22 protein-coding genes are annotated in these 22170 nt (G+C 69.0%); 9 read left to right on the forward strand and 13 right to left on the reverse strand.

The window, feature by feature from the left end; translation table 11 throughout:
• Window positions 1-20 precede the first annotated feature (20 nt).
• Window positions 21-704, forward strand: a complete 684-nt coding sequence (locus OG210_RS16405; RefSeq protein ID WP_328328329.1) for a metalloregulator ArsR/SmtB family transcription factor — start codon at window positions 21-23, stop codon at window positions 702-704.
• 46 nt (window positions 705-750) lie between these two features.
• Here the strand turns inward: OG210_RS16405 and OG210_RS16410 are convergent, their stop codons facing one another.
• Window positions 751-1248: a nitroreductase family deazaflavin-dependent oxidoreductase gene (locus OG210_RS16410; protein ID WP_328328327.1), complete on the reverse strand. Its 498-nt coding sequence runs from the start codon at window positions 1246-1248 to the stop codon at window positions 751-753.
• Between the two features lie 25 nt (window positions 1249-1273).
• Window positions 1274-2440 (reverse strand): acyl-CoA dehydrogenase family protein, encoded by a 1167-nt coding sequence (locus tag OG210_RS16415; protein WP_328328325.1) that lies wholly within the window; start codon window positions 2438-2440, stop codon window positions 1274-1276.
• A gap of 227 nt (window positions 2441-2667) precedes the next feature.
• On the opposite strand from OG210_RS16415, the gene OG210_RS16420 reads away from it, so the two are divergent.
• The 4 genes from OG210_RS16420 to OG210_RS16435 all read left to right on the forward strand — a co-directional run bounded on the left by OG210_RS16420 (window position 2668) and on the right by OG210_RS16435 (window position 5969).
• Entirely contained in the window at window positions 2668-3105 is a 438-nt protein-coding gene (locus OG210_RS16420) for a nuclear transport factor 2 family protein (RefSeq protein ID WP_328328323.1), read from the forward strand.
• Window positions 3106-3143: 38 nt separating this feature from the next.
• A complete protein-coding gene (locus tag OG210_RS16425) occupies window positions 3144-3875 on the forward strand; it encodes an SDR family oxidoreductase (RefSeq protein ID WP_328328321.1) in 732 nt (243 codons plus the stop codon).
• 51 nt (window positions 3876-3926) lie between these two features.
• On the forward strand, window positions 3927-4949 hold the full coding sequence (locus OG210_RS16430) for an LLM class flavin-dependent oxidoreductase (protein ID WP_328328319.1): 1023 nt from the start codon (window positions 3927-3929) through the stop codon (window positions 4947-4949).
• A 72-nt stretch (window positions 4950-5021) separates the two neighbouring features.
• Window positions 5022-5969, forward strand: a complete 948-nt coding sequence (locus tag OG210_RS16435) for a Gfo/Idh/MocA family oxidoreductase (RefSeq protein ID WP_328328317.1) — start codon at window positions 5022-5024, stop codon at window positions 5967-5969.
• A 210-nt stretch (window positions 5970-6179) separates the two neighbouring features.
• Here OG210_RS16435 and OG210_RS16440 read toward each other — a convergent pair whose 3' ends face one another.
• Complete coding sequence (locus OG210_RS16440; protein ID WP_328328315.1) at window positions 6180-7307, reverse strand: glycosyltransferase; 1128 nt, start codon at window positions 7305-7307, stop codon at window positions 6180-6182.
• Window positions 7308-7859: 552 nt separating this feature from the next.
• Here OG210_RS16440 and OG210_RS16445 point away from each other — a divergent pair.
• Together OG210_RS16445 and OG210_RS16450 are read left to right on the forward strand one after the other, a co-directional pair.
• Complete coding sequence (locus OG210_RS16445; RefSeq protein ID WP_328328313.1) at window positions 7860-8810, forward strand: AfsR/SARP family transcriptional regulator; 951 nt, start codon at window positions 7860-7862, stop codon at window positions 8808-8810.
• 55 nt (window positions 8811-8865) lie between these two features.
• Window positions 8866-9810 carry an MBL fold metallo-hydrolase gene (locus tag OG210_RS16450; RefSeq protein ID WP_371537296.1) on the forward strand — a complete coding sequence of 315 codons (945 nt, stop codon included), beginning with the start codon at window positions 8866-8868 and terminating at the stop codon, window positions 9808-9810.
• A 184-nt stretch (window positions 9811-9994) separates the two neighbouring features.
• On the opposite strand, the gene OG210_RS16455 is transcribed toward OG210_RS16450, so the two are convergent.
• The gene (locus OG210_RS16455) at window positions 9995-10591 is read right to left on the reverse strand and encodes a dTDP-4-dehydrorhamnose 3,5-epimerase family protein (RefSeq protein WP_328328309.1); all 597 of its coding nucleotides are present in this window, start codon (window positions 10589-10591) and stop codon (window positions 9995-9997) included.
• 187 nt (window positions 10592-10778) lie between these two features.
• Here OG210_RS16455 and OG210_RS16460 point away from each other — a divergent pair, with 187 nt between their 5' ends.
• Entirely contained in the window at window positions 10779-12044 is a 1266-nt protein-coding gene (locus OG210_RS16460) for a nucleotide disphospho-sugar-binding domain-containing protein (RefSeq protein WP_328328307.1), read from the forward strand.
• Here OG210_RS16460 and OG210_RS16465 read toward each other — a convergent pair.
• Both OG210_RS16465 and OG210_RS16470 read right to left on the reverse strand, forming a co-directional pair.
• Entirely contained in the window at window positions 12020-12778 is a 759-nt protein-coding gene (locus OG210_RS16465) for an FkbM family methyltransferase (RefSeq protein ID WP_328328305.1), read from the reverse strand. The genes OG210_RS16460 and OG210_RS16465 overlap by 25 nt on opposite strands.
• Window positions 12779-12861: 83 nt before the next feature.
• Window positions 12862-13830: a superoxide dismutase gene (locus OG210_RS16470; protein ID WP_328328303.1), complete on the reverse strand. Its 969-nt coding sequence runs from the start codon at window positions 13828-13830 to the stop codon at window positions 12862-12864.
• A 136-nt stretch (window positions 13831-13966) separates the two neighbouring features.
• Between OG210_RS16470 and fabD the strand changes: the two genes are divergently transcribed.
• The gene (gene fabD, locus OG210_RS16475) at window positions 13967-14926 is read left to right on the forward strand and encodes an ACP S-malonyltransferase (protein ID WP_328328302.1); all 960 of its coding nucleotides are present in this window, start codon (window positions 13967-13969) and stop codon (window positions 14924-14926) included.
• 171 nt (window positions 14927-15097) lie between these two features.
• Here fabD and OG210_RS16480 read toward each other — a convergent pair whose 3' ends face one another.
• From OG210_RS16480 to OG210_RS16510, 7 genes are all read right to left on the reverse strand, one after another.
• Window positions 15098-15883 carry a 3-oxoacyl-ACP reductase gene (locus tag OG210_RS16480; RefSeq protein ID WP_328335491.1) on the reverse strand — a complete coding sequence of 262 codons (786 nt, stop codon included), beginning with the start codon at window positions 15881-15883 and terminating at the stop codon, window positions 15098-15100.
• Window positions 15884-15976: 93 nt separating this feature from the next.
• Window positions 15977-17161, reverse strand: a complete 1185-nt coding sequence (locus OG210_RS16485) for a serine hydrolase domain-containing protein (RefSeq protein WP_328328299.1) — start codon at window positions 17159-17161, stop codon at window positions 15977-15979.
• A gap of 14 nt (window positions 17162-17175) precedes the next feature.
• Window positions 17176-18099 carry an aromatase/cyclase gene (locus OG210_RS16490; protein ID WP_328328297.1) on the reverse strand — a complete coding sequence of 308 codons (924 nt, stop codon included), beginning with the start codon at window positions 18097-18099 and terminating at the stop codon, window positions 17176-17178.
• A gap of 3 nt (window positions 18100-18102) precedes the next feature.
• Entirely contained in the window at window positions 18103-18363 is a 261-nt protein-coding gene (locus OG210_RS16495) for an acyl carrier protein (RefSeq protein WP_328328295.1), read from the reverse strand.
• Between the two features lie 26 nt (window positions 18364-18389).
• Window positions 18390-19595 (reverse strand): ketosynthase chain-length factor, encoded by a 1206-nt coding sequence (locus tag OG210_RS16500; RefSeq protein ID WP_328328293.1) that lies wholly within the window; start codon window positions 19593-19595, stop codon window positions 18390-18392.
• Window positions 19592-20857 carry a beta-ketoacyl-[acyl-carrier-protein] synthase family protein gene (locus OG210_RS16505; RefSeq protein ID WP_328328291.1) on the reverse strand — a complete coding sequence of 422 codons (1266 nt, stop codon included), beginning with the start codon at window positions 20855-20857 and terminating at the stop codon, window positions 19592-19594. Before OG210_RS16505 ends, OG210_RS16500 begins: the two co-directional genes overlap by 4 nt.
• 248 nt (window positions 20858-21105) lie before the next feature.
• The gene (locus OG210_RS16510; RefSeq protein WP_328328289.1) at window positions 21106-22059 is read right to left on the reverse strand and encodes a nitroreductase/quinone reductase family protein; all 954 of its coding nucleotides are present in this window, start codon (window positions 22057-22059) and stop codon (window positions 21106-21108) included.
• Between the last annotated feature and the right edge of the window lie 111 nt (window positions 22060-22170).

Raw genomic sequence — 22170 nt, forward strand, 5'->3', positions numbered from 1 at the left:
CTGGAAGCGAGAATGGTCCCATGGGAGATTTCATCGAGGCCGAGGTCTACACACAGCTCGCCCGGATCGGGAAGGCGCTGGCCAGTCCGGTACGGCTGCGCCTGCTCGATCTGCTGGAGAACGGCGAGAGCGATGTGGAGGGGCTCGTCACCGCGTCCGGCATCGGCCTGAAGAACACCTCGGCCCAGCTCCAGCAGCTGCGTGGCGCGAACCTGGTCAGCACCAGACGGCAGGGCAACCGGATCTTCTACCGGCTCGCCGGGCCCGAGGTGTCGCGGCTGCTCGGCTCGCTGGAGTCCTGCGCGGAGTCCAGGCTCGCGGATCTGCGGCTGGCCATCGATGACCTGCTCGGCAACACCGATGAACTCAAACCGGTCACGGCCGACGAACTGCGAGCGCACATCGACGATCCGAAGATCCTGATCGTCGATGTGCGCTCGGCAGCGGACTACGCGAGGGGCCATGTGCCCGGCGCGGTCTCGCTGCCCGCCGAGGAGCTGAGGCAGAAGATCGACAGCATCCCCCGGGGCGTGGAGGTCATCGCCTACTGCCAGGGCCCGTACTGCGTGCTCTCCCCGGATCTGGTCCGTCTGCTGCGCAGCCATGAGATCCCGGCCCGTCCGCTGGAGGGCGGGATCACCCGGTGGCACCGCGAAGGCGGCGCCCTGCAGACCTGGGAAGGGTCCACGGACGCCGCGTCCTGACCTCGGTGCCGCCGGCGATTCGTACCCGCTCGGCGAGCGCGCCGCTTCAGGGTCCTGCGGGAGTGGCGGCGGGGCCGACCCGTTCCAGGACCACCACCGGGATCACCCGGGTGGTCTTGGCCTGGTAGTCGCCGTACCCGGGAGCCACTTCGACGACCTTCTCGAAGAGCCGGTCGCGCACCTCTCCCTGCGGAACGGTCGCGATCGCCTCATAGGTCTCGGTGCCGATCTCGACGGTGACCCTCGGGTTCTTCCGGATGTTGTGCACCCAGGCGGGATGCTTCGGAGCGCCGAACATCGACCCGACGACGACCGTCTTCCCGTCGACCTCGACCTTTCCCAGCGGGTTGGTCCGCAGCTCACCGCTCCTGGCACCGACGGTGGTCAGCAGGAGCAGACGCGCTCCCTCGAACATCCCGCCGACTTTCCCCTCGTTCGCCCGGAACTCCGCGATGACGCCGCGCTGGAACGCCCCGGCGTCGAATTCCTGCCGGGGTGCCTCCTGCCCGGCTTCCTCAGGGGTTCCGGTCTCTTCCTCGCTCATACGACTGTCCCTTCGAGGTACGCGTCTACTTGTGGGCCGGCCGGCCGTCGGTCAGGCCGAGGGCCCGGTCGGTGTAAGCGGTGGCGCAGGGGCCGAACTGGAGCACTACGTGTCCTGCCGCCGAGTTGACGTCCCGCCACATCCGCTGGAGTGGGCTGCCGGCGCTGTGGCCAGCGGTTCCCGAGGCTCTGAACAGCCGGTTCACCGCGCCCACCAGGAGATCTGCCGCAAGGGCGCAGTCCCGCTGGTTGCGGGCCGTCTCCACGGCGGTGATACCCGCCCCGGTGTCGGCGACCCGGGCCACCCGTTCCAGCAGCAGCCGCGCGGCGTCGATCTCGCCGGAGCACCGGGCCAGCACCTCCTCGTAGAACCCGCGGGCGGGGCCGGGCCCGGGTCTGGCGGGCGACCATGCGCGGATCTTCTTCGTGGCGTACGCCGACCAGTGTTCCAGAGCGCCCTCGGCGGCGCCGAGGATCGGCAGACAGAACGAGAGCCCGTTCACCGCCTGCAGCGGAACCGCGTGGCACGGCGGGACGGGCCCGGGCGCGCCCCCTTCGACCAGGTCCTTGACCGGGAAGCTCAGCCTGGCCGGCACGAACACGTCGTCAGCGGCCAGGGTGTTGCTCCCGGTGGCCCGCATCCCGATGTCGGACCAGGTCTTCTCGATGACGTAGGCCTCGCGGGGCAGCGCGAAGAGCCTCGGTTCGTAACCGTCGCCTGTCGATGTCACGCCGCACACGAGCGCCCAGTCGGAGTGGTCGACGACGCTGATGTAGGGCCACTTCCCCGACAGCCGCCATCCGTCGCCCTCCGCGCGCGCCCTTCCGATGGGGGAGACGCCGCCGACGATGAGTGTGTCGGGCCCGTCCTTCCAGACCTCCTTGCGCCCTTCCTCCGGCAGGTAGGCCGCCATCCTGGCCAGGTTCGCGACCAACGAGGCGGACCAGGCCGTCGCCGCGCACCGGGCGCCGATGGCGGCGACCGCTGCGGACAGTTCCGCGAAGGTGCCGGCGCTTCCTCCGTGGTCGGCCGGTACGAAGTGGCGGGCGAATCCCGCCGTGACGATCGCCCGCACGACTTCGGCGCTCAACTGCCGTTCGTCTTCTGCCTGGTCCACCCGGAGGGCGGCAAGGGACGCGACGTCCTGCGCGGCTCGTGCCACCCCTGACGCGGGCGGAGACTGGTCGGTCATCTGCATGGCCTCCTCGGCTCGACTCCGGGCCAGATCCTGGACACCGCCGATCGCGGACAGCTAGAACGCCGCTGGAGCTGTCCGGCTCGACCGCGGCACAGAAGTCCTTCGAGCCGGGCTCTAGGTATCCACCACAGAGTCGGAGGAATGGACGTGGCCCCGCGGTGTGGCCTGCGCCGCCCTTTGTGCGGCCGGTCCCACCGATTCCCTTACCGGAGGAACCAGCGATGACGACCGTCGTGAATGCCACCTTTACCGATACCTACGCCGCGGTGCTGCAGTTCTACGCCAAGCAGGTTCAACTGCTCGATTCCGGGCGGTTCGAGGAGTACGCGGCGACCTTCACCGCGGACGGCGAATTCCAGCACACACCCGGTCTGCCCGCCGCGCGTACGACCGCCGGCATCATCGCCGAACTGAATTCGTTCAACACCCGGTTCGACAACGACCCGGTGCAGCGGCGCCACTGGTTCAACATGATCAATCTGACCGCACGTCAGGACGGCGCCATCGACGCCTCGTTCTACGCCCTGGTCCTGACCACGCGCCCCGGCGTCAAGGAGCCGTTCGTCGGCCCCAGTTGCTTCGTGAACGACGTCCTGGTCTTCGAGGACGGCGAGCTGCGCAACCGTTCCCGCAGGGTCGGCCACGACCAGCTGTTCTGAGTTCCCGGCACCGTCGATCACGCAGGAATGGACATCACATGACCGGTAAGCAGGTCGCCTTGGTGACCGGATCGTCATCGGGCATCGGCGCCGCCATCGCCCGCCGGCTCTCCGCCGAGGGCATGGCGGTGGTCGTCAACGCCGTACGGAGTGTGGGGGCGGGCAAGGAACTCGCCGATTCGCTGCCGGACGCGAGGTTCGTGCAGGCGGACGTCTCCGACGAGGAACAGGCACGCAGCCTGACGGAGGCGGTCATCGCCGAATACGGGCAGCTGGACCTGCTCGTCAACAACGCCGGTGTCACCCACCCCATCCCCCATGCCGACCTGGAGGCGGCGACGGGCGAGGTCTGGCGGGAGATCCTCGGCCTCAACGTCATCGGAACCTGGCAGACGACCGTCGCGGCCATGCCGCACCTGCGCAAGTCCGCCAACGGGCACGTGGTCAACATCTCCTCCGTGGCGGGGACCAGGCCCGCGGGCAGCTCCATCCCGTACGCGGTCAGCAAGGCGGCCATCGACCACATGACCAGGCTGCTCGCGGCGACGGCCGGACCGGCCGTACGGGTCAACGCGGTCGCCCCCGGGCTGATCGACACACCGTGGACGCAGAGTTTCACCGCGATCAGGGAACGGGTCGAGGCAGCCGTACCGCTGCGCCGGGTCGGCACCCCCGAGGACGTCGCCGAGCTGGTCGTCGGCCTGCACCGCGCGCGGTACTCCACGGGCCAGGTGGTGCTGGCCGACGGCGGCGCCCACCTGCTGATCTGAACAGGACCGGCAACCTCGACGCTCCTGGGGGGCACAGTTATGAAACTCGGCGTGAACCTGACTTACCAGGGTGCCGCGGAACTCGCCGTCAGGGCCGAACAACTCGGCTACGACGTGGCCTTCGCACCCGAGGGATACCGCTCGGACGCACCCAGTGTGCTGGGTCTCGTGGCGGGGCGTACCGAACGCATCGGCCTGGCCTCGGGCGTCATGCAGATACCGGCCCGCACACCGGCGCTGGCCGCGTTGACCGCGGCCACGCTGAACTCGCTGTCGAACGGCAGGTTCCGCCTCGGCCTGGGCGTGTCCAACCCCGAAGTCTCGGACGGCTGGTACGGCGTTCCCTTCGGGCAGCCCTTGCAGCGGACCCGCGAATACGTGGAGATCGTACGGATGGCGCTGTCCGGCGAGCCGGTGCGGTACCAAGGAGAGCACTACCGGTTGCCGTACTCGGGCTCGGGCGGCGCGCCCCTGCACGTGATCACCGAAGGCGCCCACTCTCCCGTCCCGGTCTATCTGGGCGCGGTGGGGCCGAAGAACCTCCGGCTGGCGGGCGAGATCGCCGACGGATGGATCGGGGTGTTCGCCGCGCCGGAGCACGTCGCGGAGTCCGTCGGGCACATCAGGCAGGGCCGCGAGTCGGTCGGCGGGACCATGAGCGGCTTCGAGGCGATACCGGCCCTCGCGACGTCGATCGGCGAGGACACCGACGAGTGCATCGACCTGCTGCGGGACCACTACGCGCACCTCATGGGCATCGGGACGGCCGAACGCAACTTCTACTGCTCGCTGGCGGCGCGGCTCGGCTTCGCGGACGAGGCGGCCGAGGTCAGCGGCTTCGTCCGGGCGGGGGACCGGGCCCGCGCGGCCAAGGCCGTACCCCGGGACTTCATCGACGGGACGTCACTCGCCGGTCCCGTCAGCCGGGTCGCCGGACGCCTGCGGGAGTACGCCGACACGGGTGCGACCACGTTGAGCATCATGATCTCGGCGGTGGCGACGGACCTCGACGGACGGCTCGCGATCCTGGAGCAGGCCATGACCGCCCTCGACCGGTCCGGCGTACGCGGCTGAGGGGTCCTTGCACATGGTTGCGTCGTTTCGCCCTGTCGCGCCCCGCCCCCATCGAATCGTGGAGTGCCCTCGATGTTGCGAATCGGAGTCATCGGCTGTGCCGCGATCGCCCGGCGCCGGATGCTGCCCGCGATGCGGGCCCATCCCGGCATCGAGATCGCGGCCGTCGCGAGCCGGGATGCCGCCAAGGCGGCGGACACCGCTGAGCAGTTCGGCTGCCGCCCGGTCACCGGCTACGAGAAGCTGCTGGCGCTCGACGAAGTGCAGGCCGTGTACGTCCCGTTGCCCGCGGCGCTGCACGAGCAGTGGATCGAGGCGGCTCTCGCCGCCGGCAAGCACGTGCTCGCGGAGAAACCGCTGACCACGGATCCGGTCCGCACGCGCAGGCTGATGGACCTGGCGCGTGCGCGGGGGCTGACGCTGATGGAGAACGTCATGTTCGTCCATCACTCCCGGCACGCGGCGGTGAAGCGGCTGGTGGGCGAGGGCGCGATCGGCGAACTCCGCGCCTTCCAGGCGAGTTTCACCATCCCCGCTCTCCCGGGGGACGACATCAGGTACCGGCCGGAGCTCGGGGGCGGCAGCCTGTACGACGTCGGTGTCTACCCCGTACGGGCAGCGGTGCACTTCCTCGGGGGGGATCTGTCCGTCCGGGGCGCCGTGCTCGAACGTTCCCCCGGCCGGCAGGTCGACACCTCCGGTGCCGTACTGCTCCGCCGCGACGACGGCGTCACCGCACAACTGTCGTTCGGTATGGAGCACGCCTACCGCTCCCGTTACGAACTGACGGGCAGCACGGGCCGGATCACCGTGGACCGTGCCTTCACGCCGCCCGCGGACCACACGCCGGCTGTCGCGGTCGAGACATCCTCGGGGACGCGGACCGTCCAGCTGCCGCCGGACGACCAGGTGGCGAACACCCTTTCCGCTTTCGTCTCGTCGGTACGCACGGGGGCGACGTCGCGCGCCGACTGTCTGGCCCAGGCGGACCTCCTGGCCGCCGTACTCCGCACGGCCTGATCCAAGCGAAAGGGCTCAGGGCCTCTCGTTCGGATCACCCCGGCGGCATACAGAACAAGGGGCTGCCCGGCCCACGGCCGGACAGCCCCTCATCGGGATCTCCATCAGCTTTCCGAGATGTTCTCCTGACGGTGGAACGACGGGAGAACGACGGGAGAACTATGGCTGAAACCGGGTTGCTCGGTCCTCACTGACAGTGCAACAGAGTGTTCAGCCCGTCGTCATATCCACAACAACGTCGAGCACTTCGGCCGGGCCGGGCAGTGCGGCCATCTCGGCGGCGACCGCCTGTGACCGCTCCCGGTACGACGGCGTGGACAGCAGTTCACGGCAGGCTTCCACGACGGCGTTCGGGGGCGCCTCCCCGGGCAGCAGGGTGAGTGCGGTGCCGGAGTCCGCGAGCCGCCGCGAGTGCGGGACCAGTTTGGGCATGTTCGGCAGCACCAGCTGCGGTACGCCGTCGTGCAGCGCGGTGAGCGCGGTCTGGCCGCCGCCCGCGTGTACGAGCACGTCGCAGGTGGGGAGCACGGTGCCCAGGGGCAACCAGCCCGCGCGCACCTGCGGCCGCCCCTCGGTCAGCGCCGCGGCAAGCTCGTCCGGTGCGGCGATGACCAGCTCCACATCGAGGTTGCCGACCTGCGCCACCAGGCCGTCGAGGAAGTCCAGATCCTGCTCACGGCTTGCCCGGCTGCCCGCCGTCACACACACGCGCGGCCTGGTCGGGCGGGTGTACATCCACGGTTCCATCCGCCGCTGCCTGCCGGTGGGTACGAACCGCATCACCTGGCCGGCCGGTGCTTCGGGCGCGAGCAGACTCGGCGGGCAGATGTGCACCCACAGATCCGGCTCGGGCAGCTCGGTGAGGCCGAGCCGGGCCAGCTCCGGCGCGAGTCGCTCAGCGGCTCCGAGGTCCATTTCGCGGGGCTCGCCCATGTCCCATGCGTGCCGTACATAGGGAACGCCCAAGTGCCTGGCCAGGAGTGCCGCGACAAAGGACAGGGTGCCTCCGACGACGACGTCGGGCCTCCACGCCTCGCTCAGCGCCCGCAGGTTCTCCAGGCTGCCGGCCGCCAGCCGGCCGAAGCCGTGACCGCCGAACCGCAGCCGGGCCGCCGTGTCGTCCGGCAGCGTGAGCGGGACCCCGTCGTCGCTGGTGAACATGTACTCGCGCATCGTCCGGCTGGTCAGGGACACCGCCGGCAGCCCCGCCCCGACGACGACCGGCGTCATCTCCTCGGTCGCCGCCACGAAAACGTCATGCCCGGCGTTGCGCGCCGCGGTCGCCAGCGGGGCGAGGGCGAAGACGGTCGCCGGACTCCCAGCCGCGACGAATAGCATTCTCAAGCCGCTTCCCATGACAGCGGAGCTCCTCTCGTCGGCCCTAACCGGGAACGCAGTCTCCGCACCGCCACTTGAGCCCGAGTACATCTCTGATAGAGGATGCGTTTTCATACCGCATACGTCGCCGTTTCGCACGTCGATTCCGTAACACCGGGAATTCCTTTACGGATGCCTCCGCCACCGTGGCCGCGCCCGCCGATGGCGGGGACCGACCCGAGCGTGACTTGAAATCCACCTGCGCTTCCGCAGCGGCAGGCGCCAGACTGGGCAACGATCACGCCACGAGCGAGGACCAGCCAACCACCGGAAGAGGTTGCGATAGGGAAGTTCGACCACGCCTATCGACGCAACCACCTGGCGGTCTCACGGGGCCTGACCCGCTCGATTCCCTCATTCCTTGCCTAAGCAACAGCAAACCGGATGAGGAGTCACCAGTAGCGGCGTCAGTGTGTCCGGCATCCTGTCGCCGCACGTTCCGCCAAGCATCCCGTCACTCAACGGGTGGCGGACTGCGGCCTCATACAGCGCGAGTTTCCATGGCGCTTCTCGATGCTTTCCCGAAGAGATTACAGCGCGACCGAATGGGGAAAGAAAAAGCTCGTCGATATTCCTGAATGTGCAATTCTGGTCAATTCTCAGGGGGATGAAACAATGATCCAGAACAATGCGTCGGAACAGTTGATCGAGGCGCGACACGTACCAGCGGCGGAGATAAGACTCCTCGGGCCGCTGGATGTGAGAATCGGCGGTGTATCGATCGTGCCTTCGGCGGGGAAGCCGAAGCAGCTGCTTGCCCTGCTGGCTCAGCGCTGCGGTCGTGTCGTGCCTGTCTCGACCTTGATGGAGGAGATCTGGGGGGAGACGATTCCCCGCAGCAGCACGACCACCCTCCAGACGTACATCCTTCAGCTGCGCAAGCTAATCACGGAGGCCCTGCCCAGGGATTGCGCGGGAGGGGCCAAGGACATCCTGGTCACCCACTTCAACGGGTACCAGCTGATAATCGATTCCTGCGCATCCGATGTGCGGGAATTCGAGCGGCTCTCAGTGAAGGGTTATCTCGCGCTTGAGTCGGGGGACGCCGACACGGCGTCGAAGTATCTGACTCAGGCACTCGAACAGTGGCGCGGCCCCGCGCTGATGGACGTGCCGGCCGGACGCGTGCTCCACATGGAGTCGATCGGTTTCGAGGAGGGCCGCATGCGGGCGCACGAGCAGCGCATCTCTGCCGACCTGAGTCTCGGCAAGCACTCCATGCTGGTTCCAGAGCTTCGGATGCTGGTCGCCCAGCACCCCATGGATGAGCGATTTTGCGCCATGCTCATGGTCGCGCTCCACCGGTCGGGTGCGCCCTGGCGGGCCCTGCAGGTGTTCCGGGACCTCCGCAAGACCCTGAGCGGCGAACTCGGTGTCGAGCCCTCCCGCCGGCTGCAGGAACTGCACCAGGCCGTGCTGGCGAACACACCGGACCTGTCACTCCAGGAGTTCGGTGTTGCCTGATGAGGCCGGCGCACGCGTGAAGACCAGGACGATCAATACATCGAGGAGCTCTGTTATGTCGTCGTCATCAGCAACGGAACCGAGCGAGCCGGTACTTCAGGAGGTGGCCGACGGCGTCTTCGCCTACGTCCAGGCGCCCGGCGGATGGTGCGTGAACAACGCGGGCGTGCTCGCGTCGGGCAAGGAGGTGGCGCTGGTGGACACCGCGGCCACCCAGGCGCGTGCCGTCCGGCTGCGCGAGCACGTGCTCCGCAACGGCCGCAAGGCACCCTTCGCGATCATCAACACCCACTCGCACGGGGATCACACCTTCGGCAACTTCGTGTTCCCCGAGGCGACGGTCTTCGGGCATGTGCTCGCCCGGGACGAAATGCGCCAGGCCGGCCTGCACCTCACCGAACTGTGGCCGGACGTGGAGTGGGGCTCGATCGAACTCGCGCTGCCCATCGCGACGTACGACGACCGCATGACCCTGCACGTGGGGGACCTGACCGCCGAACTCATCCACACCGGGCCCGCCCATTCGAGCAACGACACCATCGTGTGGGTGCCCGAACAGCGGGTCCTGTTCACCGGCGACATCGTCATGTCCGGCGTGACCCCGTTCTTCCCCATGGGGTCGATCGCCGGTTCACTGCGGGCCATCGAGCAGATGCGCGCACTGGGGGCCGACACCGTGGTGAGCGGTCACGGCCCGGTCGGTGGCCCGGCGATCCTCGACACCGGCGAGGCGTACCTGCGATGGGTACAGGATCTGGCCAGGAGCGGCATGGCGGCCGGCCTCGCGCCCAGCGAGGTGGCGCGCGACGCCGAGAAGGGGGAGTTCTCCGAACTCCTGGAACCGGAACGGCTGGTGGCGAACCTGCACCGCGCCTACGCCGAGGAGTACGACGCCGCGGTCGGCCAGGAGCCGGACGTCACCGCCATGCTCAAGAGGATGGGCGTCATCTTCCAGGAGATGGTCGACTACAACGGAGGCCCGATCTCCTGCCACGCATGACCTCGTCGGGCGTAGCCCGGGCGATGTGACAGAACGGCTGCCGTGCGCGGACCCGCGCACGGCAGCCGTTTCGGCGCGAGGCGCCGGTGTCCGCCGGCCCCCACCTGCTCCCTCGTGGCGGGCCGACGGACTGAGCCGACGCACTGAGCCGACGCACTGAGAAGTCCGGCACGTTCCGCCGGGATCAGGCAGTCACGGAACGGCCCGGCAAGCAGTCCTCGTACCGCGCGAGGGCGCCCTTCTCCAACGCCTCGTCGAGGCTGAGCGCTGCGGCGTCCCGCTCGGACACCAGGAACTCCATGTCCTTGGGCCACGGCAGGCCCAGCTTCGGGTCGAACGCGTCCACCGCCTGCTCCAGGCCCGCCTGGTAGCCCGTGGAGACGAGGTACGAAATCGCCGTGTCGTCCTCCAGCGCCAGGAAGGCATGGCCGACCCCCACGGGAAGGTAGACCGACCGGAACGAGACGGTGTCCAGGTCGACGGTGTCCCAGACACCGAAGGTCGGTGATCCGGCCCGGAGGTCCACGATGACATCGAGAGCGCGGCCGTTGGCGCAGTTGACGTACTTGGCCTGCCCCGGAGGCATCGTGGTGAAGTGGACTCCCCGCAGCACGCCCTTGGCCGACCGGCTGTGGTTGGTCTGAGCGACGTGGAACCCGTGGCCGACCGCCTCGACGAAGGCCGGTTCCTCCAGGGGCGATACGAAGACCCCACGCCGGTCGGGGTGAGGCTGTGGGGTGAATTCGAAGCTGCCTGGAACGGCGAGCTCGCGCACCTGCATGACACTTCCATTCGCTCGTGGGTCAGGGTCCGCCCGATGTTGCCAGACCGATTGCCGCTGGTGCAGGCGTAGTTGGGCGGCTCCGCCGGGGCGCAGGCGTTACTCGAGCGGGGCCCCAAGCCAGGATCGAGGGAGCGCCTCCAGTGTGGTAGGAACCCGCCCCGACCCGGATTTTGGGAGAGCCTCGATGCGTGTCCTGTTCAGTGTGTTTCCGGCGACGGCACATGTGCACCCGATCGTTCCGCTGGCCTGGGCGTTGCAGAACGCCGGGCACGAGGTGCGCGTCGCGATCCATCCGGACGCGACGGACCTGGTGACCGAGGCCGGTCTCGCCGCGGTTCCCGCCGGTGGCCGCCTTGAGAACGTCATGGAGTGGAACGACAACTTCGAGAAACTCGAGAGCCTCACCGACTTCATGTCTCTCGACGCCGAGCACGACGACACCTGGGCCGAGCAGTGGCGTGGCTCCACCGGCATGCTCTCGCTGTTCACGCCGATGCTGGACGACCTGGTGGACTTCTGTGAGCGGTGGCGTCCCGACCTGGTGCTGTGGGACCCGTTCTGTGTGGCGGCCGGGGTCGCCGCCAAGGTGACCGGCGCCAGGCACGCCCGCTTCCTGTGGGGTCAGGACAACATCGGCTGGCTCCGCGCGAAGTCGCGTGCTGCTCTGGCCGAGCGGGGCGCCGGAGCCGATGAGGACCCGGTGACGGCCCTGATGAGTCCGATGCTGGAGGCGCACGGCCTCGACTTCACGGAGGACCTTCTGCTCGGTGAGTGGTCGATCGACCCGATGCCGGCCGCGTTGCGGCTGCCGCTGGACGTGTCGTACGAGTCGATCCGGCGGGTCCCCTACAACGGGAACCTCGCTCCGCAGCCCTGGATGCACGACCGGCCCGAGCGCCCCAGGGTGCTGCTGACGCTCGGGGTCGGCGGGCGCGGCAGGCAGCTGTTCCGCGAGGCCGGCGTGACGTTCGCCGAGGTCGTGGCCGCCTTGTCGGAGCTGGACATCGAGCTGATCGCCACGCTGCACGCCAAGCATCTGGACACGGTCCGCGAGGTGCCGGACAACGTCCGTCTGGTCGAGTACGTGCCGTTGAACTACGTACTGCCCACCTGTACGGCACTGATCCACCACGGTGGTGGCGGAACGTTCGCGGCGGCCGTGGCGCACCGGGTTCCGCAGCTGATCTCGCCCATGCCGATGTGGGGCGAGGCGATCACCGCGCGGTACATGGCCGATCGCGGTGCGGGGCTGCTGCTCGACCCGGAGGAACTCACGGCCCGGACACTGCAGCAGCACCTGACCCGGGTCCTCACGGAGCCGTCGTTCACCGAGGGCGCCGACCTGCTGCACCAGGAGATGCTGGCGGCGCCGAGCCCGCACGACATGGTCCGGCGCCTTGAGTCACTCGTCCAGCCCCAGCGGGTTCAGCGCCGGGCCGTCACGTTGTAGAGCTCCAGCTCAGGCCACATGAACGGGGCGCGGGCACCGGAGACGGTCAGCCCGTGCCCCCGTAGAGTCCGCTCCACTTCCTCGCGGACCCCTGCGAGGGCGCTGACCTCGATGACCACGGCGCCGGTCCTGGCCCAGTCGGCCGCGTCGACGCCGTCGAGCAGATCCAGCTCCGCGCCCTCGACATCGATCTTCAGCAGGTCGATCGAGGTGACCTCGGGATGCCGGGTGGCCAGCACGTCCGAGAGCCGGTCGACCGGGACGGAGATCCCGGTCGGCTCCAGGGCGGCCGCGGCCCGCTCCTCGCCCATGTGCCTGGCCATGAGTGTCTTCTGAAGGGCGAGCCCTTCCGGATAGCGGGTGGAGTTGCCGGGCAGCCGCGGGAAGTACGTGAAGTCCGCCCCGGCCGCGGGCTCCGAGCCCAGGCAGACCGGGTGGACCGTGACATCGTCGATGCCGTGCAGACAGAGGTTCTTCTCAAGGATGCGGATGTTCTCCGGCACGGGCTCAAAAGCGATGACCCGGGCCGCGGGGTACTTGCGCTTGATGTACAGGGTGAACAGACCGATGTTGGCCCCGGCGTCGACGACCACGGGAGCGTCGGGCAGTCCGTCCAGAGCGTAGGTGTCGTCCTGGAAGATCTCGCGGTGGATGAACCGCGCCTCCGCCTCACTGCTCGTGTAGCAGTGGAAGCCGTCCTCCAGCTCGATCAGCTGTATGCCGTCCTCGGGCATGGAATTTCCTCCTGTCCTCTGGGGCTTGGCCGTCGGGGCGTGCCGGAGGGCGGTCCCTCCGGCACGCCCCGGCGGATCGCGCGTTACACCGGGAGCGGGATGGACACCGCGTTGTACTTCGTCGTCGGTGTCGGGGGGAGCGGGAAGCGGGAGTTCGTCAGGTAGAGCCGGTCGCGGTACACGGCGGCCGCACAGGGCGTGTCGAACGCCGGGTCGGTGAGCTTGAGGACCGGACGGCCGCTGTCCCCGGCGCTGTTGAGACGGATGGCCGTCAGTTCGGTCTGCTGCGGCGCGTACAGGACGCGGTCGTGCACCGTGATCCCGTTCGCGGTCTGCAGCTTCAGGTCGCCCAGCGGCACCCGGCGAGCGGATCCGGTGGTCTTGTCGACCCGGAACAGGGAGCCCCCGTCCGCGGACTGGTTGATCACCATCAGGGCCCTGCCGTCCGGTGTCGGTGCGACGCCGGCCGAGGTGATGATGTCCTGCGCCCCCTGCACCCACTCCCCGGACAGTTCCAGGGTCACCACGCCGTCCTCATCGGGCAGCGAACCGTCCGGTCCGAACGGGAGCCCGAAGAGGAGCCCGTTGCAGGCGTCGGTGAACCACGCACCGTCCGGCGTGACGGTCACATGGTTGACGCAGGAGTGCGGGAGACCCACCTGGTACGTCTTGAGCACGGCACCGCTGCCCGCGTCGATGACGGTGATGGTCCGGCCCCAGCCGCCCGCGACGAACAGCCGCCCGTGGTCGTCCACTTGGACCCCGATGGCCATGTACCCCTGGCCGAGCCCCGGATAGATGACCTCGCCCTGTCCGGATACGAGGCTGGCACGGTAGACGGCGCCGCCGAGCAGGGACCCGAAGTAGGCGAAGGGCTGCTTGCCGATGGTGATGTCCGCCGGATGGAAGCCGTCCGGCAGGTTGATGGTGGTGGGCCAGGCGTCCTTGGCCCGGCGGTCCGCCGCCCGGGCCGTACCCTGCCCTGCGCCCAGCACCGCCGCACCGCCCAGCGCCGCGCCTAGGCCGAGGAACCCGCGGCGTGTCGTCGTCATTCCCTGCATGTTTCCCTCCTGGGTGTCGGCGTGCACTGTGGCAGAACCGACCTGAAATCCACTTGAGCCGCAGGGAGTCGCGGCATTTCAGCGGTACTCGAGCAGCCGTGTAGGCCGGTCCCAGATCCTGCCTCCCATGGACAAGACCGCGTTCGTCTTTCCCGGCCAGGGCGCCCAGCGCGTAGGCATGGGCCTTGACCTGCTGAAACGCTGGCCGAAGCTGGCCGACACCCACTACCGGCCCGCCGATGAGCTGTTGGGGTTCGGACTGTCGCAGCTGTGCTGGACAGGACCGGCCGAGGCTCTGCGGCATATGACGGTCACTCAGCCCGCGATGGTACTGACCAGTCTGGCGGCGCTGAGTGTGCTGGACGAGCGCGGTGTCGTACCGGACTTCGTGTCCGGACACAGCCTGGGCGAGTTCACGGCGATGGTGTGCGCCGGGGTTCTGCGGCGGGCGGACGCGCTGCGACTGGTGAGCCTGCGCGGGAAGTTGATGGCGTCCGTCACCGAGAAGGTGCCCGGCAAGATGGCCGCCGTGGTCGGCCTGGATCTGGCGGCCGTGGAGACGCTGTGCGCCAAGGCCGCCGCGGAGTCCGGCCAGGTCGTGGAGGTCGCCAACCACAACGACTTCACCCAGGTGGTGATCTCAGGGCAGACGGCCGCAGTCGACATCCTCCTCGGCCTGGTGGAAGCGGCCGGCGCGAACCGGGTCGTGGTGCTGGAGATCGGCGGCGCGGCTCACTGCACGCTGCTCGGCAGCGTCGAGGACGAGTTCGCCGCCGCGCTCGCGGAGGTCGAGTTCAGGGATCCGGTGATCCCGGTGATCTCCAGCGTCACGGCCGGGCCGGTGGCCGACGGGGACGAGGCCCGGGCCTGTCTGCTCAGACAGCTCACCGGCCGGGTCAACTGGACCGAAACCGTGGGGTACTTGACGGAGGCGGGGGTACGGCAGTTCGTCGAGGTCGGTCCCGGCAAGGCGCTCGGCGGGCTCTGCCGCCGGATCAGCCCCGGTGTGGAGACCTACCGTACGGGCGATGCCGCTCAGCTCGATCTGGCCGTCGAGGCGTTCCACCGGAGCCGCGGCACCGTCTGAGCCGGTGCGCCGGGACGGGTCCCGGTGGCCCCCCGGCCACCGCGCCCCGCCCCCCCCACACGCACACAGGCAGAGGCAGGCAGCAGCGAAGTAACCACGCTGCTGCCTGCCTTGGTTGCGGACGTCGCCGCGGGCCGGGGGGCGGGACCGCCCCCCGGCTCCGGGGAAGGGTCAGTAGTTGCCGAGCCCGCCACAGACGTTGAGGGCCTGCGCCGTCACACTGGCGGCACCGGGGCCGGCCAGGTACTCGACCATCGCCGCGACCTCCTCGGGCACCACGTAGCGGCCGATCGGCACCCGGGCGCTCACACGCTCGTGCACCTCGTCCACCGGAACACCCCAGATACCGGAGTAGTGCTCCCGCACCCGTTCGGCCATCGGGGTCTCCACGAAGCCCGGGCACACCGCGTTCACGGTGACACCGGTCTTGGCGAGTTCGAGGCCGAGCGACTTGGTGAACCCGACGACACCGTGCTTGGACGCCGAGTAGGGCGCACCGTGCAGCACTCCCTGCTTTCCGCCGGTGGAGGCGATGTTGATGATCCGGCCGTGGCCCTTCTCCAGCATCCCCGCGTGATTGAGGACTTCCTTGGTCATCAGGAAGACGCTGTTGAGATTGGTGTTGATCACGTCGAACCACTCGTCGTCCGGGAAGTCCTTGGTGGTCCCGCCGCCGGAGCGGCCGGCGTTGTTCACCAGGATGTCGACGGGGCCGAAGCGCTCGACGGCGGACCTCACGTACGAGCGGATCTCCTCGGGCGAGGTCACGTCGCAGACCTGCCCGTCGACGTCCAGGCCCTCGTCCTGGAGCGACTTGACGGTGGCTGCCAGCACGTCCGCCTTCCGGGCGCAGATGTACACGCGCCCGCCGTTCCGGGCCAGGCGTCGGGTGATCTCCAGGCCGATTCCGCTGGTGGCGCCGGTGACGAGAGCCACCTGGTTGTTCCCCGGCATGATTCCTCCATAGGGGTCGGGTCGAATTTGGTCTTGTGGAACGGGCGGCCCCGGGTCGTACGGGTCCCGGAGCCGCCCTGAGCCGCGCGGCCTCCGTCAGCGGATTCCTTCGACGCTGCGGTAGACGGCCTCGACCAGGCCGCGGGCCCGGTCGTCCAGCTTGCCCAGCCCGGGCGAGCCCGCGTTCTGCACGTACGCGAAGGAGAGTCCGTCCGCCGGGTCGGCGAAGGTGAAGGTGCCGTTCGCACCATCGAAGCCGAAGGCCGTGCCGAGGCCGGCCGAGACCGGGAACACCGGGCTGTCACCGCGCATGAATCCCAGGCTCCAGGCCGTCGTCATCATCGTGATGCGGCACGGGCCGCTCGCGTGCACCCGGCTCAGCTCCGCGGTGAGGGCCGGGCCGAGCAGCCGGAAACCATCGGCCTCTCCGATGAGCGAGGCCATCAGCCGGGCCAGCGACCGCGCGCTGCTGAGGCCGCCGTAGGACGGGTCCTCCACCGTCAGATCCACGAACCCCGGATCCAGCGACATACTGCTGATCGTCGCGCGGTGGGTGACCGATTCCGGCTTGCCGAGTTCGACCAGCATGGGGACCGCGTCGCCGGGGTCGCCGCCCGACATCACGTCCTCGGCCTTGGACTGGAACATGGTGGCGACATGGACCGCGTCCGGGTCGGGCAGGCCGATGTAGCAGTCGAGGCCGAGCGGCCCGGCGATCTCCCGCGCGAAGAACCGGCCGACGGTCAGTCCGGTCCGCCGGCGCACCAGTTCGCTCACCAGGTACCCGAAGGTGATGGCGTGGTAGCCGTGTGCCGTGCCGGGCTCCCACTCCGGGCGCGCCGCGGCAAGCGCATCGGCGATCGGGGTGTGGGTGCGCATGGTCTCTTTGGTGATCGGGGCGTGGTCCAGGCACACCACTCCCGAAGTGTGGCTGAGCACCATCCGCAGGGTGATGTTCTCCTTGCCGCCCGCGGCGAACTCGGGCCAGTACGCGGCGATCGGGGTGTCCAGTTCCAGGAGCCCCCGCTCCACCAGCAGCAGCGCCGACACCGTGACCAGCGCCTTGGTGGGCGATGCGAGCATGCTGACCGTGCCGGGCTGCCACGGGTCGTCGTCGTTCTTGCTCGCGGTGCCGCCCCAGAGGTTCACCACCGGCCGGCCGCGGTGGTAGACGCACACACCGGCGCCCACCTCCGCACCCGACGCGAAGTTCGCCTCGAACGCCTTCGCTACCTCGGCGAAGGCATCCTCCACCGACCCGCCCAGCGGAATACCACTCACCGCGCCCGCCCTGCTCATCGTGTGAAGGCCCGGGCGTGGGCCAGCGTGCTGCGGCTGTTTCTGCCGAGCGCTGCCCGGATGTACTCCTTGGCATCAGCGAGCGTGGCCGTCTTGCCGACAACCGCGGGGACGGCGGCCGGGTCGATGGCGACCGTGTGTTCAGCGGTGACGACCACGCCGTCCGGGGTGTCGGTGAACTCCCACCGCCCGCTGTGGCCGAGCAGCAGCTCCGGCGGGACCAGCTGCTTGTAGACGATCCGCCGGCCCGGCACACACACCCGGATCGACCGGGTGGTGTGCGCGGAGCCGTCCTGGGTGACGGTGTCCATCTCCATGTACTGGATGTCCGGCACGTCCTCCGTGAGGTCCACCCGGCCCACATGGGGCAGCCGCTGCGACCACAGGTCCGACCGGTACACGAAGTCGTAGACATCGGCGGCCGAACCGTCCGAGGTCACGGTGTCGCTGAAGGAGAAGACCACATCCTCGACGGGGTGGCCGAGTTCGGCCACCCGGGCGAGGGCGGCCAGCTCCACCGGACTGTTGCGGTCCAGCGCGGCATTGATCCAGTCCACCGTTGCGGGGTCGTCGCCCACGGCCGTGAAGTCGTGCAGCAGCACGATCTCGGTACCGCCTCCGGGCAACGGCTTGAATATCCACTCTCCGCCCATGCTCGCGATGGGCGCGGCGCTCTTCTCCTGGTCGAAACGGATGCGCAGCCGGTCCGGGTCCAGTTCCCGCCGGGACACCCAGGTCTTCACCTCGCCGCCCACCTCGGCCCAGAGCTGGAACCGCTCGGACCGCTCATCGCGCTCGAAGTGGTGTGCGTACACGGTCGGCGCGAAGATGGCGGGCCAGCGGCTGACGTCGGCGGCCAGCTCGTACAGCACTCCTGCGGGCGCCGAGGAGGTCAGTGTGTGTTCGGTGTGCCTCCGCATCGCTCAGCCGGCCGTGCGGACGAGACCGTTGACCAGGTCGAGCAGGGCCCGTGGAGTCTCCAGGTCGAAGAGCTCGTCGTCCGGGATCACGATCCCGAACTCCCGGCTGATCACGGAGGCGGTCTCCATCATGGCCAGCGAGTCGTAGCCCAGGTTGTCGAAGGACTTGTCGAGGATGTCCCCGTCCAGGCTCCCGCCCTCCGTGGCCCCGGCGCACGAGGCCAGGATGCGGCGGAGATCGTCAACGGTGATGTCGTTGCTCATGGGTGCTTCCTTAGAGGTAGGGGGTCTCAGCCGTTGAAGGCACGTACGACGATCGCCGCGTTGAAGCCCCACTTGCCGCGGGCCAGAACGAGGGCGTTCGACACGGTCCGGTAGCGCGGTTCGCCGCGCACCAGGTCGATCAGGTGGTCGGCGGGAACCTCGCGGACGCCTGCCGTCGCGGGGATCACGCCGTCCCGGACGGACAGCAGCGCCGCGGCCACGTCCAGCGGGCCGCCACCCGAGTAGAGCCGGCCGGTCAGCGTCTTGGGTGCGGTCACGGGCACACCGGACGGGCCGAAGACCGCGGCGATCGCCTCGGCCTCCTGCCGGTCGAGTTCGGGTACGCCGGCCGCGTCGGCGAAGACCACGTCGACATCGCCGGGAGCGAGTCCCGCGTCGGCCAGGGCCAGTTCGGCTGCCCGGCGCAGCCCCGGCGGGCGCGGGGACCCGGGCGCCGGATCGAAGGTGGTCGCGTACCCGGCGATCTCTCCGTAGATCCGGCCGACTCCGCGCCGACGGGCCGCGTCGATGTCCTCGACGACGAGGAACGCGCCGCCTTCGCCCGGTACGTATCCACTCGCGTCCACGTCGAACGGCCGGTAGCCGACGGGGCTCACCCGGCCGCCGGACAGCTGGGACGCCCAGCCCCACGGGTCGAGAGCCGAGTCCACACCTCCGGTGACGACCAGGCCGGTGCCCTCCCGCACAGTGCGCCGGGCGTGCCCGATCGCGTCCAGACCGCCCGCCTGCTCGGCCACCAGGGCCTTGCTGGGCCCGCGCATCCCGTGCCGGATGGAGATCTGCCCGGTGTTGACTGCGTAGAACCAGGCGAACGACTCGTAGACGCTCACATGCTGCCCGCCCTTGGACCACAGCTTGCTGAGCTCTCGGTGGGTGAACTCGAAGCCGCCGAAGGCGTTGGCCGTCACCACGCCCATGTCGTAGTCGACCAGCGTGGACGGGTCCACGGCGGCGTCGCACAGCGCCCACTCGGCGGCCGCGAGTGCGAAACGGGTGGATATGTCGGTCTGCGGCAGCAGCCTGGCAGGGGTCTTCCAGGCGTCGTCGAAGTCCGTGATCTGCCCGGCCAGTCCGGCACCGTAACCGGATGTGTCGAAGCGGGTGATCTGCGAGATCCCGCTGCGGCCGTCCAGTGTGGACTTCCAGAATTCCTCGATGCCCAGCCCATTGGGTGCCACCAGGCCGAGGCCGGTCACTACGGCCGTGGTCATTCCGCTCCTCCCGGCTGCTTCAGCACGATCGCGCTCTGGAATCCGCCGAACCCGCTGCCCACGCTCAGTACGGTGTCCACCCGCTGCTCGCGGGCGGTCACCGGCACATAGTCGAGGTCGCACTCCGGGTCGGCCCGGTGCAGGTTCGCGGTGGGGGGCACGGCGTTGTTCTCCATCGCGAGCAGGCTCGCCGCGATCTCGATGGAGCCGATCGCGCCCAGCGAGTGTCCGACCATCGACTTGATCGAACTGACCGGTGTCCTGTACGCGTGCTCGCCGAGACTGCGCTTCAGCGCGGCGGTCTCGTGCCAGTCGTTCTGCTTGGTGCCCGAACCGTGGGCGTTGATGTAGTCGAGACCGTCGGGGTTCGTCCTCGCCTGGTTCAGCGCGGCACCGATGGCCTCGGACATCTCGCGGCCGTCCTTCTTCAGACCGGTCATGTGGTACGCGTTGCTCCGCGTCGCATAGCCGCCGACCTCGGCGTAGATGTGCGCTCCGCGGGCGGTGGCCCGCTCGTAGCTCTCCAGTACGAACATGGCGCAGCCCTCGGCCAGTACAAAGCCGTTGCGGGTCGCGTCGAAGGGCCGGGAGGCGTGCTCGGGGTCGTCGTTGTACGTGGTCGTGGCCTTGATCGCGTCGAAGCAGGCAACGACGATCGGGGTCACCGGGGTGTCCGAGGCTCCGGCGATCATGACGTCCGCCGCGCCCTCGCGAATCGTCTGGACCGCGTTGCCGACCGCGTCGAGCCCGGACGTGCAGCCGTTGGAGACCATCAGCACCGGCCCCTCGGCGCCGACCCGCCACGCCACCTCGGCCGGCACCACACCGGGGGTGAGGTAGTCGAACATGTGCGGCGACAGATACCCGGAGTCGACGTTCCACTGCTTGCCCGCGTCGGACAGGATCTGGTACTCGCGGTCCAGGCTGGTGGACGCCGCGACCGCACTGCCGAGGCTCACTCCGACCCGGTGCGGGTCGAGTGCGCTCAGCGTGAGGCCGCTGTCCGCGACGGCGTCGTCGGTGCATACCGCGGCGAACTGCGCGACCCTGTCCATGCGCCGGATCTCCCGCGCGGTCAGGCCTTCGAGTTCGGCATCGAAGTCACATTCGCCGGCCACTTGGGAACGATAAGGCGAGGGATCGAAAAAGCTGATCCGACGAGTCGCGGTGCGGCCAGAGCTCAACAGGTCCCAGAACTCTTTTGTTCCGGATGCCCCTGGCGCTCGCACCCCGATTCCCGTAATCACGACGCGACAGGACATATATTGATTCCTTCCTTGATTCTGGGAAGAACTCAAGCTGCGAGCCTTTGTGCGGCCCCTGAGGAGGATGCCGAGCGTCTTCCTTTGCTCATATTGGCGACCCTCGCTCGAGGACAACTCAACGCCTGCTATCGAGGTGCTGAAAGCGGGATTTCCGGGTTGCGGCAGGCCGCCGGCCGCCCCCCCCGCACACAGCAGCACCCCCGGGCCGAGGAGCGAGTCGGCCCGGGGGTGCTGGTGGGGGAGGGTCAGCCGAAGTCCGGAGCAGGAGCTGTCGCGTTGAGAGCTGTCACGATCGTCTCCTCCTCGTACGTGAAGTGGGTTTCGAGCCGGCTCGCCAGCAGCTCCAGGTCGGCACGGAGCCGCACCGGGTCGGTCTCACCGGGTACGAAGCTGTCGACGAGCTGCTGGATGTCGTCCTGCAGCCGCGCCACCACCGCGTGCTCCTCGCCGAGCTGCGCCAGCGCCGGAGCGAGCGCCGGGAACTGCTGGGCCAGCATCGGGAACATGGCCGCGTCCTCGCCGCCGTGGTGCCTCTTCAGGGCCCCGCAGAAGCTCAGGCAGTGGGTGCGCATCTGCTGGGCGAGGTCCGGCGGAGTCCGCTCGATCGAGTCCGCGCTGCCCTCGATCAACTGGTCGGCCTGTGCGCGGAGCGTCTTCAGCTCTCCCCGCAGCCAGTCGTGCACCTCGACGATCCAGTCGCCCATGCCCTTGACCCGTTCCTCGCCGGGCTTGGGGCCGATCCGGTTCAGTACGACGACCGGGATCTCGCGGGTGGTCTTGGCCTGGTGGTCGGCGTACCCCGGCGCCTCGGCGATCACACGGTCGAAGAGCTTGTCCCGCTCAGCGCCCGGCGGAATGGCGGCGATCGCCTGGTAGGTGTCGGTACCCGTCTCCACCGTCACGATCGGGTTCTTGCGGATGTTGTGGTACCACGCGGGGTGCTTGTCGGCGCCGTTCGACGAGGCGACGACGATCCCTTTTCCATCGAATTCGAGATACCCCAGGATGCTCTCCCGGCGCAGGCCGCTCTTGGCTCCGACGGTCGTCAGCACGGTCAATGTCCAGCCCTCGAACATGCCGCTCATCCTGCCGTTGTTCGCCCGAAACTCGGCGATGACCTGACGCTGGAAGTCATTCACGTCGAAGCCCGCCCAGGTCTCGGCCTGCGCTTCCCAGGTCTCGGCCTGATCCTTGCTCATGCACTGCCTTTCCGAGTCGATTGACCGCAGAAGGAGGGCCACGCCACCGGAAATCGACACAGAAATACCCCGCACGCCTACGCAGTGAAGAAGGGCGCAGCAATCCCAGGA

Source organism: Streptomyces sp. NBC_00466 (assembly GCF_041433995.1).
Lineage (GTDB): Bacteria > Actinomycetota > Actinomycetes > Streptomycetales > Streptomycetaceae > Streptomyces.